The 17,418-nt window shown below is 62.6% G+C and carries 10 protein-coding genes and 1 pseudogene; 4 read left to right on the top strand and 7 right to left on the bottom strand.

What is annotated here, in order from left to right; genetic code table 11:
• Nucleotides 1-196: nucleoid-structuring protein H-NS (locus AB4Z20_RS21925; protein WP_442090584.1), on the top strand; the 196-nt coding region annotated here is incomplete at its 5' end.
• Nucleotides 197-419: 223 nt separating this feature from the next.
• Nucleotides 420-698, top strand: coding sequence for a hypothetical protein (locus AB4Z20_RS21920; protein WP_214511515.1), 279 nt, complete (start codon nt 420-422; stop codon nt 696-698).
• A gap of 315 nt (nt 699-1,013) precedes the next feature.
• On the opposite strand, the pseudogene AB4Z20_RS21915 reads toward AB4Z20_RS21920, so the two are convergent.
• The 5 genes and pseudogenes from AB4Z20_RS21915 to AB4Z20_RS21895 form a co-directional block, all read right to left on the bottom strand.
• Nucleotides 1,014-1,363: pseudogene (locus AB4Z20_RS21915) on the bottom strand (DUF6124 family protein).
• Nucleotides 1,364-1,904: 541 nt separating this feature from the next.
• On the bottom strand, nt 1,905-3,368 hold the full coding sequence (selO, locus tag AB4Z20_RS21910) for a protein adenylyltransferase SelO (RefSeq protein WP_442090582.1): 1,464 nt from the start codon (nt 3,366-3,368) through the stop codon (nt 1,905-1,907).
• A gap of 36 nt (nt 3,369-3,404) precedes the next feature.
• Nucleotides 3,405-6,767, bottom strand: coding sequence for a mechanosensitive channel MscK (gene mscK, locus AB4Z20_RS21905; RefSeq protein ID WP_442090581.1), 3,363 nt, complete (start codon nt 6,765-6,767; stop codon nt 3,405-3,407).
• 34 nt (nt 6,768-6,801) lie between these two features.
• The gene (locus AB4Z20_RS21900; RefSeq protein ID WP_442090580.1) at nt 6,802-8,544 is read right to left on the bottom strand and encodes a potassium/proton antiporter; all 1,743 of its coding nucleotides are present in this window, start codon (nt 8,542-8,544) and stop codon (nt 6,802-6,804) included.
• Nucleotides 8,545-8,826: 282 nt separating this feature from the next.
• Nucleotides 8,827-10,452: a methyl-accepting chemotaxis protein gene (locus AB4Z20_RS21895; protein ID WP_253471168.1), complete on the bottom strand. Its 1,626-nt coding sequence runs from the start codon at nt 10,450-10,452 to the stop codon at nt 8,827-8,829.
• Between the two features lie 260 nt (nt 10,453-10,712).
• Here AB4Z20_RS21895 and AB4Z20_RS21890 point away from each other — a divergent pair, with 260 nt between their 5' ends.
• Nucleotides 10,713-10,943: a hypothetical protein gene (locus tag AB4Z20_RS21890; RefSeq protein WP_253471171.1), complete on the top strand. Its 231-nt coding sequence runs from the start codon at nt 10,713-10,715 to the stop codon at nt 10,941-10,943.
• A complete protein-coding gene (locus AB4Z20_RS21885; RefSeq protein WP_003197073.1) occupies nt 10,940-11,242 on the top strand; it encodes a cell division protein ZapA in 303 nt (100 codons plus the stop codon). Before AB4Z20_RS21890 ends, AB4Z20_RS21885 begins: the two co-directional genes overlap by 4 nt.
• 206 nt (nt 11,243-11,448) lie before the next feature.
• Here the strand turns inward: AB4Z20_RS21885 and AB4Z20_RS21880 are convergent, their stop codons facing one another.
• Both AB4Z20_RS21880 and putA read right to left on the bottom strand, forming a co-directional pair.
• Nucleotides 11,449-13,251, bottom strand: a complete 1,803-nt coding sequence (locus AB4Z20_RS21880; protein WP_320389806.1) for an acyl-CoA dehydrogenase — start codon at nt 13,249-13,251, stop codon at nt 11,449-11,451.
• Nucleotides 13,252-13,458: 207 nt separating this feature from the next.
• Complete coding sequence (putA, locus tag AB4Z20_RS21875; RefSeq protein ID WP_253471175.1) at nt 13,459-17,412, bottom strand: trifunctional transcriptional regulator/proline dehydrogenase/L-glutamate gamma-semialdehyde dehydrogenase; 3,954 nt, start codon at nt 17,410-17,412, stop codon at nt 13,459-13,461.
• Nucleotides 17,413-17,418 lie beyond the last annotated feature (6 nt).

Here is a 17,418-nt window from a genome sequence, read left to right as displayed (position 1 = left end):
CCACCACTCGGTGCCTCGCTTAGGCTCGGCATGCCCTCACTCCGGCATTGCTCCGTGGGCCCGCCGCGAAGGGCCATCCATGGCCCAGCGCGGCTATCCCGGCATCCATGCCGGGATGCCCACTGCGCAATGCCTGCGTTCGGCCATCGTGGTTAACGGGGCGCCCGAGATCAACGTCCACCGCGAGGCGGCCTAGTAGCCGACCTGGCTCTCCCGGTCGTACACCCGTCAGATCTGTTTGAGCTGGACCTGTGGGAGCAAAGCTTGCTCGCGAGGCGGCCTGATAGCCGGCCTGGCTCTCCCCCAATCCCATTGTGGGGCTTGCACTCAAGGCTGCCATTCATCAGGTGCATCGCACTGAAAAGGTGTCGCGACCTCATAAAAAAACCACGTACCTGTTTGCAATCCCAGGAGGTCCCATGAGCCATCCTCAAGACCCAGCCACGCCCCAGTCAGTGGACAACCCCAACGACGACGGCTTCGTCCTCGGCACCGCCGGCCGCGATGAAGACCCCAACGCCGCCCCGTCCTACGCCATCGACCGCCGTCACGACCGGGATGAACTGACCCCTGAAGACGCCCGCGGCATGCCCGGCTATCCCGAGAAAAAACCAGAGGCCAAACCCAAGGAGAAGGGGGGTGGAGAGGCAGAGCCGGGAATCGAGACGCCTGAGCAGGGGAACGATAAGGTTGGATGAGCAAGCGGCGATGAATTCAAGCTCGCCATCGCGAGCAAGCTCGCTCCCACATGGGGCTGTGTGATCGCGATATTTGCGACAACAGCCCGCCCCTGTGGGAGCTAGCTTGCTCGCGATGACTGTCGTTCAGGCAACCTGAATCCGTGGCGAGGGAGCTTGCTCCCGCTCGGTTCTGTAGGAGCTGCCGAAGGCTGCGATCTTTTGATCTTTCGCTTTAGACTCAAGTGTCTGGGGAAAGATCGCAGCCTCGTTGCACTCGACAGCTCCTACAACGCAGCCCAGCGGGAGCAAGCTCCCTCGCCACAGGGGGATGCGCTATGTCGACTGGCGGGGTTCGACGTTGTCCAGTGCCCGGTTCGCCAGTAAAACGCTTAGTTCGATCAATTACTGAATGCCCAGGGCGACTTGTCGCCTGGAGCCTTTCAGATCGAATGCCAGGTCACTGATCATGGCGTTGGCCGAGGCCAGGTTTTCGCTGAGGTTGGCGAGCAGGGTTTCGGTGTCGATGCCATTGACGACGGTGAACAGTTGGCCTGGATCGGCCTCGGGTTTGCTGGGTTTTGGGTTGAGGTAGTAATCGAGGACGCGGTCAGCCGTTTCGTCGAATTCTTTTGAGTTGGGTGGGCTGGATCGGTATCGGATGGGTTGGGGGTTGCTTTGAACATGGTGAATCTCCGTGATTGGTTGAGCCACCACGACCTATCGCTAAACAAGCAAAGGTGGCGGCTGTACGCAGGTTAGCGGTCCGGGTCACAGAAACCCCGGGTAGACCAGAAGGTCTCCCACGCACAGCCACCATTAAGCGAGTTGCAGACATAAAAGACTGCAATCGAGACTGGGCATTATTGCGTCTGTGTTGAGTCGGATCGCTAAACCCGATCGCTGATTTTCAGCGACGGGGAAACGATAAAGCCCGACCTCAAGGCGCATAAGCCGGCGGATTCTGGCGTAGTTGTAGGCAATGGCGCAAGGCGGCGTAGCCTGCTCCTGAATGGTCCTACATCGAAATAAACGCGGTGATGCTCACGGGGCTTCAGCATTGGGCTCAGAGGCTGTGATGAGCTGAAGATCGCCATCGCGAGCAAGCTCGCTCCCACATTGGGAGCTGTGTGACTGCGATATGTGCGGCAACACCCAACCCCTGTGGGAGCGAGCTTGCTCGCGATGACTTTCGCCCAGACAACCCTGAACCCGTGGCGAAGGAGATTACGACGAGCAACTGATCTCCAGATGCTTGCCCCACTCCGGCGGACGTAGCGCGTAGCTGTCCATGCCCGGTTGTTCCTCGAACGGCTTGCTCAACACGGTGTGCAGGCGGCGGACTTCTTCGTAGTCGCCGGATTCGGCGGCGTCGATGGCTTTCTGCGCCAGGTAGTTGCGCAGCACATACAGTGGGTTCACCGCGTGCATGCGGGCGCGGCGTTGGTCTTGATCGACAGCGCCGTCGCGGTTGACGCGGGCGATGTAAAGCTCGCCCCAGGCATCGAAACCCTTGAGGTCGACGAAGTCATCGCGCAGGGTGGCGACGGCTTGCTCGGGCGCCTGGTCGCCCAGCCGGCGGAAGAACAGGCTGTAGTCGACGCCGCTGTTCTGCATCAATTGCAGCAGGCGTTCCAGCAGCTTCTGGTCATCTTCCTCGGCGCTGGTCAGGCCGAGGCGGCGGCGCATCAGGTCCAGGTAGTGGGCCTGGTACAGCGGCAAGTACAAGCCGAGGGTCTCACGCAGGGCTTCGACGCTGATGAACGGCGTCAGGGCCTGGGCCAGCGCGCTGAGGTTCCACTGGCCGATGGGCACCTGGTTGCTGAAGGAGTAGCGGCCCTGGTCATCGGAGTGGTTGCAGATGAAGTTGGCGTCGAAGTCGTCGAGGAAGGCGAACGGCCCGAAGTCGAAGGTGATGCCCAGGATCGACATGTTGTCGGTGTTCATCACGCCGTGGCAGAAGCCGTAGGCCTGCCATTTGGCAATCAGCTCGGCGTTGCGCTCGACGATTTCGCGGAACATCGCCAGGTACGGTTTCGGCTGCTCACGGCACTCGGCAAAGTGCAGGTTCAACACGTGCTCGGCGAGGGCCGCATGCAGCTCGGGTTTCTTGGTGTAGTAGAAATATTCGAAATGCCCGAAGCGCACGTGGCTGGGCGCCAGGCGCAGCACCATGGCGGCGCGCTCCTGCTTTTCGCGCCACACCGGGGTGTCGGAGCCGATCACGCACAAGGCGCGGGTGGTGGGGATGCCCAGGGCGTGCAGGGCTTCGGAGGCGAGGAATTCGCGGATCGAGGAACGCAGCACCGCGCGCCCGTCGCCCATCCGTGAGAACGGCGTCTGGCCGGCGCCCTTGAGATGCAGGTCCCAGTGCTCGCCGGCCTCGTTGTACACCTCGCCCAGCAGCAACCCGCGGCCGTCGCCCAATTGCGGGTTGTAGTGACCGAACTGATGCCCGGAATACACCATCGCCCGGGGCTCGGTTTCGGCCCACAGCTTGTGGCCGCCAAAGATCTCGGCAAACAGCGGTGCCTGGGCTTGTGCCGGGTCCAGGTCCAGCAGCGCCATGGCGGCCGGGCTGGCGACGACCAGCCGCGGATTGTCGATGGGCTCGGGCAGCACGTGGGTCGATAAACCGTCGCCCAGGCGGGCGAAGCGGTTATCGAAGGTCAAGGTTTCCAGCGTTTTCATGGCCGTCTCCGGCGCGCCGCCTTCAGGCAGCGCGCATCAGTCGAGTGTGTCTTGCGGCGGCTCTGGCACCGGTTTGATGCTGGCTACGGTCGAGGGTACGGGGCCGAGGGTTTTGTGCTCGGGCTCGGCGGGCACCAACTTGTACTCCTGGCCCTGAAGGTTCTTCAGATAGATTTCCATCTGCCGGAAGGAGATGTTGATGTGCTCCTTCTTGAACTCACGGTTGATGAACCGGTTGATCTCGTCCAGTACCGGGTTGCGGTCACCAAGGTCGCGTACGTGCATGCGCAGCTCATGGTCCAGGGTGCTTTCACCGAAGTTGAGGAAGTACACGATCGGTTCCGGTTCCTTCAGCACACGTGGATTCTCGCGGGCGGCCTTGAGCAGCAGTTCACGCACCCGGTCCAGGTCCGAACCGTAGTCCACGCCCAGCTTCAGGGTCACCCGGGTCACGGTGTCGGTCAGCGACCAGTTGATCAGTTGCCCGGTGATGAAGGTCTTGTTCGGGACGATGATGTCCTTGCGGTCGAAGTCGGTGATGGTGGTCGCCCGAATGCGGATCTTGCTGACCGTGCCCGACAGGTTGCCGATGGTGATGGTGTCGCCGATGCGCACCGGACGCTCGAACAGGATCATGATGCCGGAGATGAAGTTGGCGAAGATCTCCTGCATGCCGAAGCCCAGGCCCACCGACAGCGCGGCCACCAGCCATTGCAGTTTGTCCCAGCTCACGCCCAGGGTGGACAGGGTGGTGACGAAACCGACGCCGGCGATCACATAGGACAGCAGCGTGGTGGTGGCATAGGCACTGCCCTGGGCCAGGTTCAGTTTCGACAGCACGAACACTTCCAGCAGGCCCGGGAGGTTGCGCGCCAGGGCGAAGGTGATGCCGATGATGATCAGCGCCCCGAGCATGTCGCCAATGCTGATGGGCACCATGCTCATGTTGGCCCCAGTGCCGCTGGTGTATTCGTAGAGGGTGATGTTGTCCAGGTACGAGAACACGCTGATCAGGTCCGACCAGACCCAGTACAGCGCGGCGATGAAACCGCCCAGCAGCGCCAGGCGAATCAGGCGCAGGGACTGCTCGTTGACCTTCTCGATATCCAGGGTCGGTTCCTCGACCACCGCTTCGCCGTCGCCGGCTTCCTTGGCGGCCTGGCGCTTGGCCAGGGCACGCTGGTAGGCCAGGCGCCGCGCCGCGACCGACAGGCCGCGGACGAAGGTGGCTTCGATCACCAGCCAGAACATCAGCAGGTACAGGGTGTTGATCAACCGGTCGCTGAGCTTCAGCGCGGTGTAGTAGTAGCCGAAGCACACCGCCACGAACAGCGCGATCGGCAGGGCGGTGAACAGCACCCCGACCGCCTTGCGGAACAGCGAAGTGTTCTTGTGTGTCGGGCTGCTCAGCAGCAAGCGGCTGAGCAACCACGCCATCAACGCGTAGCAGGTCAGCACCACCGGCATGCCCAGCACGTCGTCGGCCAGGGCCGAGGGTTGCAGTTCGGCGACGGCCACCACGGCCACCAGCGCCAGCACCACCAGCCCGAGGCGGCGGATCCAGCCCTGGAGGAATTCGACCTGGGGTTTCTCCCAGCGGAAATGCAATTCGGCCACGCCGCCGGGGGCCAGCACTCGATAGGCTGTGTAGAACACCAGCCAGGCTTGGCCGATCTGCAGCAGCGCCGCGCCGAGGTTGGCGTTCTGGCCGCGAGCGTCGATCTGCAGGGCGTAGCCGCACAGGGCCAGCGCCAACGCCAACGGCATCGCCAGGAGGATATTGATCAGGATCGCCTGGGGCGTGTGCCATTGGCTGTCGCGCTTGAAGTGGCCAACGTCCTGGTGAACCTTGTTCAGTCGCGCATAGAGACTCTTGCGCCGCCACAGCAGCGCGCCGATCAGCAGTGCCAGGGGCAGGAACAGCAACGGCCGTTGGGTCAGGCCATCAGCCAGCTCACTGAGGCTCGAAGCCCAGGGCAGTGAGTCGACCTGTTTCTCCAGGCGCATCGGCACGCCGCGCATCCAGTCGAAATCCAGCGGTTTGTTGCTGGGGATCCAGAACATCTGTTCTTCAAGGGTCGCCCGCAGGTTCTGGGCGGTGCTGAGCAGTTGTTTCTGGTTGAGTTGCAGGGTGATGGATTCGTTGAGCACTGCGCTCAATTCGCGGTTCAGGCGTTCCAGCAGGTCGACGCGGGTCAGTGCCAGTTCCAGCAAGGTCTTGCGCAGTTGCGGTGTGGCTTGCTCCGACGGCTGGGAGGCCAGCAGGCTGTCGACATAGGCGCTGGGATTGTTCAGCAGCTCGCGCTGTTGGCTGACTTCGAACTGGTACAGGCGGATGTCGGCGATCTGGTCGGCCAGGTTCTGGTCCATCTTCAGGCGCGGCAGGGTCTGGCGTTGCTTGTAGAGGATCTTGGAGAGCAGCAGGCTGCCCTTGAGCACGCTGATCTGCTCGTCCAGGGCGGCGTCGGTCTGGGTGACACTGTCCAACAATTGCTTGGTCTGCAGGTTCTGCTGGGTGACCTCATTGAGGCGGTCGGTGCTCTTGAGAAGGTAGTCGGAGAGCTTCAGGTTGGCCGTGCTTTCGGTCGCCAGCAGGCTGCTGCCACCGGCCTTCTGGGCTTCGATGGATTGCTGGGTCACCGTCTCCTGGGACTGGGCCAGGCGCTTTTGGTTGATCAGGTTTTGCAGGTCCTGGATTTCCTGCTCCATGCGGGCGATTTTTTCCATCAGCAAATCGTGCTGGCTGTTGCCCAGGTCCTGCAGTTGGCTGTTGCCGGCCAGCTCCTGGCGACGCAGTGGAATCAGCGCATTGAGCGCCGCCAGCTCGGCGTTGAGCTGGTCGCGCTGCTCGGCGCTAAGGGTTTTGCCAGCGTCCCTGCCGGCCTTGAGGGTGGCGTTGATCTGTTGGATGCGGCTCTGGCTGTTGGAAATTTCCGCCTGGGCCCGCTCGGGGCGGGTCTGGGCGGTAATGACCAGACTGTTGGCGTCGGCCAGGGCTTTTTGCAGGTCACTCTGCTGGGTGGAGCGATCCGTGAGCATTTGCTCGAGCTGGGGAATCGGCAGGTTGGCGTAGCGTTGCGCCACCGGCACCGCCGTGGTGCCCTTGAGCCGCGCCAGTTCGCGCTGGTTCTCGATGTTCTGCTTGGGCGCAGTGGCCAGTTGCTGTTTGAGCGCCTGCAGCTTCTGCTCGTAGTCGGCCTTGTTGCTGAGCAGGGTCAGCGTGTTCTGCAAGATCGCCTGCAGGGCTTTCTGCTCGGCTTCCGGCAGTTTGCGGTCGGCGATCTTGTCCAGGCTGGACTGCACTGAAGCGCTGGCGGGAAGGTCAGCGGCTTGCAGTGTGCAGACGGAGAGACTCAGGCCCAGCAGGGCGATGGCGAAAAAGGAGCGCAGGGTAGGCATAAAGACCGGTCGAGCAAGTGAGAGTGGGAGCAGTTTAGAGGAACAAGCCGGGACCCGGGCGACTTCCTTCGGGGAATCTGACGCCCACTTTGGCGATCTTGTTCCCGTCCATGACCGCGACGGTCCACAGGGTGTTGTTCCAATCCACCTGGTCGCCGACCACCGGCGCGCCACCGACTTTCTGGGCAATGAAGCGGCCCAGGGACATGTCGGGATCGATGCCGTCCAGTTTCAGTCCGTACAGCGCCGCAACCGCTGCCAGCTGGGCGTCTCCTTCGAGTACGAAGTCGCCGAAGAAACGCAGATCCAGGCCCCGTTGCGGCGCTTGGCTGAACAGTTTTCCAAGGGCCGGCAAGTCGTGTTCATGGCCGATAACACACAGCAAATCATTGACTTCCAGCACGGTACTACCCGACGGATGGAGCAGTTGCTGGCCACGAAACAGGGCGGCGATGCGTGTGCCTTCGGGCATTTTCAGGTCCCGCAGGGGCGAGCCGATGCACCATTTTTCCGCGCCCAGGCGATAGATGAACAACTCCCACTCGCTGGTGACGTGGACTTCCAGCGCCGCCCGGGAAATCGGCAGCGGCTCGGGCGGGACGGTCACGTGCAGCAACTTGGCGACCCACGGCAGGCTGGTGCCCTGCACCAACAGCGAGACCAGCACGATAAAGAACGCCAGGTTGAAATAGAGCTGGGCGTGAGGCAGGCCGGCCATCAACGGGAACACCGCGAGGATGATCGGCACCGCGCCGCGCAGGCCGACCCAGGAGATAAAAGCTTTTTCGCGACCGTGGAATGCCTTGAATGGCAGCAGGCCGACCACGACCGACAGCGGACGTGCAAACAGAATCATCCACAACGCCAGGCCCAGGGCGGGCAGGGCGATGGGCAGCAGGTCGTGGGGCGTGACCAGCAACCCCAACACCAGGAACATGCCGATCTGTGCCAGCCAGGCCATGCCATCGAGCATATGCAGGATGCCGTGGCGACTGCGCACCGGGCGGTTGCCGACCACCAGGCCGCACAGGTACACCGCGAGGAAGCCGCTGCCGTGCAGGGCGTTGGTCAAGGCGAATACCGCCAGGCCGCCGCTGATGACCAGGATCGGGTAAAGGCCGTTGGCCAGGTTGATGCGATTGACCAGTTGCAACATCAGCCAGCCACCGCCCAGGCCAAGCACCGCGCCGATACCAAACTCGCGTATCAGATGCCCCAGCAGGCTCCAATGCAGGCCGGTTTCGCCACTGGCGAGCATGCCGATCAGGGTCACGGTCAGGAACACTGCCATGGGGTCGTTGCTGCCGGACTCGATCTCGAGGGTGGCGCTGACCCGTTCGTTCAGGCCCTTGCCGCCCAGCAGCGAGAACACCGCCGCGGCATCGGTGGAACCGACAATGGCGCCGATCAGCAGGCCCTGGATCAGGTTCAGGTTGAACAGCCACGCCGCCGCCAGGCCGGTCAGACCGGTGGTGATCAATACACCGACCGTGGCCAGCGACAACGCCGGCCACAGTGCGACGCGAAAGCTCGACACCCGCGTGCGCAAACCACCGTCCAACAGGATGACCGCCAATGCGAGGTTACCAACCAGATAAGCCGTGGCGTAGTTATCGAAAAGAATACCGGCGCCGTCGACACCGGCCACCATGCCCACGGCCAGGATGATCACCAGGATCGGGATGCCCAGGCGGGACGAAAGAGAACTCACCAGGATGCTCGCACCTACCAGCAACGCGCCGATCAAGAACAGGCTGTTGATGGTCGTCGCAGTCAAAGGCGTTACTCCGGGAAAACTGGGGGACGGGCGCAGATTGACCATGCAGTCTGCGTGCCAGCGATTCTAACCTGTTGAAATGTGATGCTGTCAAAAAAGGTTGGAATGGATGGAGCTGATCGTTCCCACGCTCCGCGTGGGGATGCCTCGACGGACGCTCCGCTCGTTCCCACGCTCTGCGTGGGAATGCATCTACGGACGCTCCGCGTTCGGCTCTTGGGGACGCGGAGCGTCCCCGGCTGCATTCCCACGCAGAGCGTGGGAACGATCGGCGGTGAGACGTTAAAGGCTGAACCGCCCAACCATGCTGTTGAGGTCCACGGCCAGGCGCGACAGTTCGGCACTGGCGGCGCTGGTCTGGTTGGCGCCGGTGGCCGATTGCACCGACAGGTCGCGGATGTTCACCAGGTTGCGGTCCACTTCACGGGCCACTTGGGCCTGCTCTTCGGCGGCGCTGGCGATCACCAGGTTGCGTTCGTTGATCTCGACGATGGCGGTGTTGATCGTGTCCAGGGACATGCCGGCGCCGCGGGCGATGTTCAGCGTCGACTCCGCGCGTTCGGTGCTGTTGCGCATCGAATCCACAGCGTGTTCGGTGCCGCTCTGGATGCTGCCGATCATGCGTTCGATCTCGCTGGTCGACTGTTGGGTGCGGTGGGCCAGGGCGCGGACTTCGTCGGCGACCACGGCAAAACCACGACCGGCCTCACCGGCACGGGCGGCTTCGATGGCGGCGTTCAACGCCAGCAGGTTGGTCTGGTCGGCCAGGCCGCGGATCACGTCCAGCACCTTGCCGATGTCGCGGGACTCATTGGCCAGGTTGCCGATCAACGTGGCAGTGCTTTGCACATCGGCGCTCATGCGTTCGATGGCGCTGACGGTTTCCTGTACCAGATCACGGCCGTCACCTGCGGAGGTGGTGGCGTTTTTCGACGCTTCGGAGGTGCTCACCGCATTGCGCGCGACCTCTTCCACGGCGCTGGTCATCTCGTTGACCGCGGTGGCGGCCTGCTCGATTTCGTTGTTCTGCTGGGTCAGGCCACGGGCACTTTCGTCGGTGACACTGTTGAGTTCTTCGGCCGCGGAGGCCAGTTGCGTGGCCGAGCCGGAGATCCGCTGCAAGGTGTCGCGCAGTTTGTCCTGCATGGTCGACATTGCCCGCAGCAGGCGACCGGCTTCGTCGCTGCCATCGACGGCAATCGGACGGGTCAGGTTGCCCTTGGCGATTTCCTCGGCGGCGTCCAGGGCGTTGGCAATCGGCTTGGTAATGCTGTTGGTCAGCAGCCAGGCGAACAGCAGGGTCAGGCCGGTGGCGATGACCAGCAGTGTGACAACCCAATTGAAGGCGGTTGAATATTGTTGCGCTGCGCCCTGGTTGAGGGTCTCGGCTTGCTGGTTGTTGATGTCTATCAGGCGGTCGAGCACAGCGTTGATCGCATCGGAGTTGCTTAACACCTTGGTGTTGATCAGCGTCCGCAGTTCATCAACCTGATTGTTGCGCGACAGGCTTTTCATCTGATCTTCGAGCTGGCGGTACTGCCCCAGCAATTGCCCATACTGGTCGTAGGCGGCCCGTTCTTCCGGGGCACTGATAAGCTTTTCATAGGCGGCCTGGGCCGCGCGGATCTGCTGGTTGCGCTGCTCGAACAGGTCCAGTGTTTTCTGCTGGAGGTCCGATTCGCGGTTGACCAGCAAGCGATAGGACAGCACGCGCAGGCGCAGTGTCAGTTGGGTGAACTCGTTCAGGGCCTTGATGCTGGGTACGCTGTTCTGGGCGATGCTTTCACCCGAATCACGGATTTTGCTCATCTGGGTCAGGGCAAACACCCCGAGGGCGAGCATCAGGGCGCCGATCAGGGCAAACCCAAGGAATGCCCGAGGCGCGATGTTCATATTACGTAGAGACATGGAAAGTACCGGAAGTAGCCGCGTCCGTGCGGGGCTGAAACTGCTGTGCCCTGACTTATCGGTCATACGACTAAAGTCTTGAGGGCGACGCGCGCTTTTGTTCGCAGGGCATCACGTGCGATGCGACGAAGGGTAGGAACCAGATTCCCGAATCGCAGTCTCTAAAACTCGCCGGAAACGCACCGCCGCCCCGTAAACCGTGGCATTGACGGTGACTTTTCTTTATCGTACGCGCCCCTTGAAAACGCCTGGAAATCAATATGTTGGAAACATCCCTCAGCCAGCTCGAGCAACTGGTCAACGACCTGGTGCAACAGAACCGTCACCTCACCGGCCTGAACGAAACCCTGGGCGCGGAACTTGCCAAGGCCAAGGATGAAAACGAAAGCCTGCAACTGAGCCTGATGGAGCAGGAAGAACTGCACGGCGCTACGGCCGCCCGCATCCAGGCCCTGATCGAGCGCGCCAGCGCCGGGCCTGTCAGCGCATGAAGCACGGCGCCGATGGGGTGACAGTCATCTCGATCCTGGGAGAAGACTATTCAATCAAAGCGCCGGCCGGGCAGGAACAGGCCCTGTTGGACGCCGCTTCGATGCTCAAGGCCGCACTGGCCGACACGAAAAGGAAATACCCGACGCTGATCGGTGATCGCCTGCTGGTACTGGCGGCCATGAACCTGTGTTCGCAGCAGATGGAAATGCAGAAGCAACATCAAGCGGAACTCGACCGTTACCAAGAGCAAGTCAGCGCCACGGTCGATGTGATTGCCAAGACGATCCAGCAGGCCTGAAACCGCCAGCAAGGGTTGACTGTGGGAGCGAGCTTGCTCGCGAAGGCGTCAGCACAGTTACCCGTGTGTTGGCTGAAACACCGCTATCGCGAGCAAGCTCGCTCCCACAGTGGATTGGTGGTGAACGCAGATTTCGCGTCCACGTGGCCCCCCTGTGGGAGCGAGCTTGCTCGCGATTGGACGTCAGCCGCACCACAAACGCTGGCTCAGAACCACTCATCCCGCATCCCCAGGCACGTATCATCCCGCGCCTCAAGAATCGCCAGCTCATGATGACAACCCGGCACTTCCCAAGTCAGGAAGTAGCGCGCCGCTTGCAGCTTGCCTTTATAGAAATCGCTGTCCGCGGCATTGCCCTTGGCCAGGCCTTCTTCGGCACGAATCGCCTGTTCCAGCCAGCGCCAACCGATCACCATGTGCCCAAACACCTTCAGGTACAGCGCCGAGTTGGCGAGGCTGGTGTTGACCTTGCCTTGGCCCAGGTCCGTCAGCAGGCCGAGGGTGACTGTTTGCAGGCGCGCCACCAGCGCTTCCAGCGGCTGGCGCAACGGCGTCAGTGAAGCGTGCGCCTGGGCGCGTTCGGTGGTGTCGGCCACCAGCCGGATCAATTGCTTGAGCCCGGCACCGCCGTTCTGCGCCAGTTTGCGCCCCAGCAGGTCCAGGGACTGGATGCCGTGGGTGCCTTCATGGATCGGGTTCAGGCGGTTGTCGCGGTAATACTGCTCCACCGGGTATTCGCGGGTGTAGCCGTGGCCCCCCAGAATCTGGATCGCCAGCTCGTTGGCCTTCAGGCAGAACTCAGAGGGCCAGGATTTGACGATCGGGGTCAGCAGGTCCAGCAACTCATGGGCGCGCCGACGCTCGGCTTCGCTGTCCAGGGTGGTGGTGTCGTCGAACAAGCGCGCCGCGTACAGGCCCAGGTCAAACGACCCTTCGACGTAGGCCTTCTGGGTCAGCAGCATGCGGCGCACGTCGGCGTGCTGGATGATCGCCACGGGGGCGGTGGTCGGGTCCTTGCTGTCGGGCACCCGGCCCTGCGGGCGTTCGCGGGCGTATTCCAGGGAATACAGGTAGCCGGCATAACCCAGCATCACCGCGCCCATGCCGACGCCGATCCGCGCCTCGTTCATCATCTGGAACATGTAGCTCAGGCCGTGGTGCGGTTTGCCTACGAGGTAACCGACACATTCGCCGTTGTCGCCGAAGTTCAGCGCGGTGGAGGTCGTGCCGCGCCAGCCCATCTTGTGGAATAGCCCGGCCAACAGCACGTCGTTACGCTGGCCGAGGCTGCCGTCGTCGTTGACCAGGAACTTGGGCACGATAAACAGCGAAATGCCTTTCACGCCCGGCGGCGCGTCCGGCAGTTTCGCCAGGACCATGTGCACGATGTTTTCCGACAACGGATGATCGCCGCCGGAAATGAAGATCTTGTTGCCTTTGAGTCGATAGGTGCCGTCGGATGCAGGCTCCGCGCGCGTACGAATATCCGACAGCGAAGAGCCTGCATGGGGCTCGGTCAGGGCCATGGTGCCGAAGAAACGACCGTCGATCATCGGTTGCAGGAAGCGTTGCTTCTGCTCCTCGCTGCCGAAACTCTCGATCAGGTTCGCCGCGCCCATGGTCAGGAACGGATAAGAGGTCGAAGCGGCGTTGGCCGACTGGAAGTGCGCGAAGCAGGCCTGGGACAGCAACGTCGGCAGTTGCATGCCGCCTGCCTCGAAGCTGCGTGCGGCGTTGAGAAACCCCGCCTCGAGGAAGGCGTCCACCGCCGGTTTTACCTCGGGAATCAGAATCGCCTCGCCGTTCTCGTAGCGCGGTTCGTTTTCATCATTCTTGCGGTTGTGGGGTGCGAAAAATTTCTCGGCGATGCTGCGGGCCGTACCGATGGCGGCGTCGAAGGTTTCGCGATTGTGCTCGGCAAACCGCTCGCGCTGGGTCAGACCCTCGGCATCGAGGACTTCATACAGCTCGAAAGCCAGATTGCGGGAACTGAGCAGCGTCTCGGACATGGCGGCTTACCTTTTTTTGGGATGGGCCGAGTCTAGGCGTGCTGATAAAGGCTGAACAGGATGATTGATGATAGTGATGCAGAGGTGAGGGCGGCACTAATTCCAATGTGGGAGCAAGCTCTGTGGGATCAGGCTTTGTGGGAGCAAGGCTCGCACACAGGGATTGGATTGCCAGGCACCCGTTGCAGGTGCCTGGTCTACAGCGGTTTAGCCGATAGTCATCAAGCTGGCGTTACCACCCGCCGCCGCGGTGTTGACGCTCAAGGCCCGCTCGATCACCAGGCGCTCCAGCGCCACGCTGGTTTCGCCCTGGGACAGGCCATGGACCCCGACGATGGCGCCGGCGCGCTTGGCTACCTGTTGGCAAACGCCGCGCAGTTGGTCCGAATCGCCGTGGTGCAGGACCGCGTCGAACAGCACCTCGTCCTTGGTCCAGTCGGCCACCCGCTGGATGCGTGCCTGCAGGTCTTTCGGCAAGCGTGCAAACAACGCCTTGCTGGTGTCGGTTTCCGGCCACACGGCCGAGCCGCCCACGGCCAGTACGGCCGCCAGTTGCGTCAGCAGGTCGCCTTCCACGTCGGCCAGGCACAACACGTGCTCGCGCGGCAGGATGGCGTAGCTGTTGCGCTCGCCGGTCGGGCCGGTCAGGGTCCGGGTAATACCGCTTTGCGACTGGGCTGCGAATTGCACGCACACGGCACTCAGTTCGGCGAGCTTCTGGCTGTCGGCCCAGGCTTGCAGCGCGGCCAGCGGTTTACCCATGGCCTCGCGCAAACGCAGGTCCGGCGCCACCAGGGCATCGCCACGGACGAAGGATTGCTGGATCGCATCGGTAGGACGTGTCGACAGCAGGCGGTACAGGTACAGCGGACCACCGGCCTTGGGACCGGTCCCCGACAGGCCTTCGCCGCCAAACGGCTGCACGCCGACCACAGCACCGACAATGTTGCGGTTCACGTAGACGTTGCCCGCATGCACGTTGTCGATGACCTTGGCGATGGTCTCGTCGATGCGCGTGTGCACGCCCAGGGTCAGGCCGTAGCCGGAAGCGTTGATCTGGTTGATCAACTGATCCAGTTCCTTGCGCTTGTAGCGGACCACGTGCAACACCGGGCCGAAGATCTCGCGCTGCAGTTCGTCGAAGCTTTCCAGTTCGATCAGGGTTGGCATGACAAAGGTGCCGCGCTTGCACTCGTCGCTGTCGGCGATTGCCATCTGGTACACGGTGCGACCTTTGTCGCGCATGGCCTGGATGTGTTTCTCGATGCCGGCCTTGGCTTCGGCGTCGATCACCGGGCCGATGTCCACGGACAGGCGCTCGGGGTTGCCGAGGCGCGATTCGGCCATGGCGCCCTTGAGCATTTCGATGACACGGTCGGCGGAATCTTCCTGCAGGCACAGGACCCGCAGGGCCGAGCAACGCTGGCCGGCACTGTCGAAGGCCGACGACACCACGTCGATGACTACTTGTTCGGTCAGCGCCGAGGAATCGACGATCATGGCGTTCTGGCCGCCGGTTTCGGCGATCAGCGGGATCGGCCGGCCCTGGTTGTCCAGGCGACCGGCGATGTTGCGTTGCAGCAGGCGAGCGACTTCGGTGGAGCCGGTGAACATCACGCCTTTGACCCGCTCGTCACCCACCAGGCGGGCGCCGACGGTTTCGCCGCGCCCCGGCAGCAGTTGCAGCACGCCTTCCGGAATGCCGGCTTCGAGCATCAGGCGCACAGCCTGGGCAGCCACCAATGGCGTCTGCTCGGCGGGCTTGGCCAATACCGGGTTGCCGGCGGCCAGGGCAGCGGCGACCTGGCCGCTGAAAATCGCCAGCGGGAAGTTCCACGGGCTGATGCAGACCACCGGACCCAGTGGGCGGTGGGCATCGTTGGTGAAATCGTTGCGCGCCTGCACCGCGTAGTAGCGCAGGAAGTCCACGGCTTCACGCACTTCGGCGATGGCGTTGGCGAAGGTCTTGCCGGCTTCGCGGGCCAACAGGCCCATCAGCGGCTGGATCTCGCCTTCCATCAGGTCGGCGGCACGTTCGAGGATCGCGGCGCGCTCGGCTGGCGGCGTGGCTTGCCAGATCGGTGCGGCGTTGAGGGCGCACTGGATGGCGTTGTCGACGTCGACGACCGTGGCTTCCTGTACATGACCAACCACGTCGCGGTGATCGGACGGGTTCAGTACCGGGGCCGGGGCTTCTTCGCTGGCGGCACAGCCGAGCATCGGCACGGCTGTCCAATCGTTATGGGCAGTGGCAAGCAGGGCGCAGGACAGCGACGCCAAACGATGTTCGTTGGCCAGGTCGATGCCGCTGGAGTTGGCGCGGTCGCTGCCATACAGGTCGCGCGGCAGTGGGATGCGCGGGTGCGGCAGGCCGAAACCGCCTTCCAGCGTCGCCATCTGCTCGATGCTGGCCACTGGATCGGCCACCAGCTCCTGAATCGAGATGGACTGGTCGGCGATACGGTTGACGAACGAAGTGTTCGCGCCGTTTTCCAGCAGGCGACGTACCAGGTACGCCAGCAGTGTCTCGTGGGTGCCGACCGGAGCGTACACACGGCACGGACGGTTCAGCTTGCCTTCGGAAACCTTGCCTACAACCTGTTCGTACAGCGGTTCACCCATGCCATGTAGGCACTGGAATTCGTACTGGCCCGGATAATAGTTCTGACCGGCGATGTGGTAGATGGCTGCCAGGGTATGGGCGTTGTGCGTGGCGAACTGCGGGTAGATGACTTCCGGCACCGACAGCAGCTTGCGGGCGCAAGCGATGTAGGACACGTCGGTGTACACCTTGCGGGTATAGACCGGATAGCCTTCCAGGCCTTCGACTTGGGCGCGCTTGATTTCGCTGTCCCAGTACGCGCCTTTTACCAGGCGAATCATCAACCGGTGGCGGCTACGGCGTGCCAGGTCGATGACGTAGTCGATCACGTACGGGCAACGCTTCTGGTAGGCCTGGATCACGAAGCCGATGCCGTTCCAGCCGGTCAGTTGCGGCTCGAAGCACAGGCGCTCCAGCAGATCCAGCGACAGTTCGAGGCGGTCGGCCTCTTCGGCGTCGATGTTCAGGCCGATGTCGTATTGCTTGGCCAGCAGGGTCAGCGACAGCAGGCGTGGGTACAGCTCGTCCATGACGCGCTCGTACTGGGCGCGGCTGTAACGTGGGTGCAGGGCGGACAGCTTGATGGAAATGCCTGGGCCTTCATAAATCCCACGGCCATGGGACGCTTTGCCGATCGAATGAATGGCTTGTTCGTACGAGGCCAGGTACTTCTGCGCATCATGTTCGGTGAGTGCGGCTTCACCCAGCATGTCGTAGGAATAGCGGAAGCCTTTGGCTTCGAACTTGCTGGCGTTGGCCAGGGCCTCGGCGATGGTTTCGCCGGTGACGAACTGCTCGCCCATCAGGCGCATGGCCATGTCGACGCCCTTGCGGATCATCGGCTCGCCGCTCTTGCCGATGATGCGGCTCAGGGAAGAGGTCAGGCCCGCTTCGTTATGGGTAGCGACCAGCTTGCCGGTCAGCAGCAGGCCCCACGTGGCGGCGTTGACGAACAGCGACGGGCTGTTGCCCAAGTGTGGCTGCCAGTTGCCGGTGCTGATCTTGTCGCGGATCAGCGCGTCACGGGTGCCTTTGTCCGGGATGCGCAGCAGCGCCTCGGCCAGGCACATCAGTGCTACGCCTTCCTGGGACGACAGGGAAAATTCCTGCAGCAAACCCTGAACGATACCGGCACGGCCGCCGGCACTTTTCTGGTTGCGCAGTTTTTCAGCAATCGAAGCAGCCAGTTTGTTGGTGGCTTCGGCCATTTGTGCCGGCAGGCGGGCCTGCTCGATCAGCATCGGCACCACTTCCGGCTCAGGGCGGCGGTAAGCGGCCGTGATGGAGGCGCGCAGGACCGATTGCGGCAGGATGCTCTCGGCAAATTCGAGGAAGCATTGGTGAGCATGGTCGACCTGCACATCGCCAGCATCGTCGCTGTCGGTGCGAGGTGAGCCGTTCAGCTCGGTCAGGGTTGCACCACCCTCGAGTTTTTCCAGGTAATTGAAAATTGCCTGCTTGATCAGCCAGTGCGGCGTGCGATCAATCGAGGTTGCGGCCGCCTTGAGGCGTTCGCGGGTCGGGTCGTCGAGTTTGACCCCAAGGGTGGTGGTAGCCATATTTTT

This window comes from Pseudomonas sp. KB_12 (genome assembly GCF_052114545.1).
GTDB lineage: Bacteria > Pseudomonadota > Gammaproteobacteria > Pseudomonadales > Pseudomonadaceae > Aquipseudomonas > Aquipseudomonas brassicacearum.
The sequence above is the reverse complement of the archived record's forward strand: the minus strand, read 5'-3'. Positions and strand labels throughout refer to the sequence as shown.